The sequence below is a fragment of the Pseudomonas sp. MWU13-2862 genome (assembly GCF_023242495.1).
Lineage (GTDB): Bacteria > Pseudomonadota > Gammaproteobacteria > Pseudomonadales > Pseudomonadaceae > Aquipseudomonas > Aquipseudomonas gingeri_D.
The window spans coordinates 1-1,331 of record NZ_JALMEZ010000040.1; the positions used below are offsets into that span (position 1 = coordinate 1).

Genomic DNA, 1,331 nt, shown 5'->3' on the forward strand with positions numbered 1-1,331 from the left:
TTTCTCGACCTGTCTGGTTGAACCCGTCGAATCCGTTTCCTCGTCATTGGCTACGACCGAGTCGTGCCTGACACCCATGTGGATCAAGCGGTAGCGGTATTGCATGCACCGCCCTGGCAGAGAACTGCCCCAGAGAAACGTTGGTGCCGCCATTGTGTCCAAAATGTGTCACAGAACTGTGGCTCGTGCAAAGCACGTCCAGTCCCAGCGGGCTCACTTGGCAGACGACCCGGTTACAACACACTCAGGCGGTGACAGCCGGACGCCACTCAGATTTCATGGTTCGCGCCCAGTCCCTTTTTGGTTGGCCGGCCATCACCTTAATTCGCTCCTCAGGCGAAACAGCGTTTAGCATCGAAAGGCTGTTTCTCCTTCAGAATGTGGTAACTCGCCCGAGCCAGCTTGTGAGCCAGCGCTTTCGTGGCGACCACAGCATTGGTCTTGGCTTTCTTTTTCTCGAAAAAGCGTTTGGCATCATCACTGAAACGCCGAGCGAAATTCGCCGCTTCGATAAAGGCCCAGATCAAGTAAGCATTGCCGTTCTTGGTGTTACCTTCGCCCTTTTTCTTGCCGTTGGAGTAATGCGCGCTCTTTACGCATCGGGCGTAAGAAGCGAAGTTACCGACGTCGGCAAAGCGCTCAATATCTCCCGTTTCCAGCATGATCACCGTAGCCAGAACTTCGCCAATCCCGGGCATCGTTTTCAATAAGGAAAACTCTGGGCGCAGACTGGCTTCCTGCAGCAATCGGTCCTCAAGAAAATCAATTTGAGCCTGCACTGCCTGGATGATGGCAACATTGGCTTTCATCGCCAGCGCCACATCCGTTGACAGGCCCAGCCTGTCCACGGATGTGGCTGACAGCCCTTTGACGTCATTGCAGCTCAACCGGTGGCCAAACTGACGCGCCATGATGTTCTCGACGGCCAGAATGTGCTGAGTCCGACTGCGTACCAACTGAATGCGTTTACGCGCCAAATCTCGTAGCGCTCGTTCTTGCGGCGGGTGGATGTACCCCGTTGGCAAAATCCCGAGCCGCAGCAAATGTGCCAGGAAAGCCGCATCATCCTTGTCGTCGGAATGCTTTAAACCGTCGTAGCGTTTCATCGCCACGGGGTTCGCCAGTTTAACCTCGAAGCCCGCCGCCTTGAGGCCATCGACCAACCAGTACCAGTTGTACGTCGACTCAACCACGACACCGACCAGTTCGGCACGATGAGGCTCGAGTAGCGAGAGGATTGGCGTCAGCTCATTGGGGCACCGTCGACTGACCAGCACCCGGTCCATTTCGTCGGTAACCACCACAACACTATTGTTCGAATGCAGGTCTAT

Annotated in this window: 1 protein-coding gene; it reads right to left on the reverse strand. The window is 55.4% G+C overall.

All coding sequences use genetic code 11. The annotated features are described in order from the left end of the window. Positions 1–332: 332 nt before the first annotated feature. A partial coding sequence (locus M5C56_RS32275) for an IS110 family transposase (RefSeq protein WP_247263506.1) occupies positions 333–1,331 on the reverse strand: 999 nt, incomplete at its 5' end.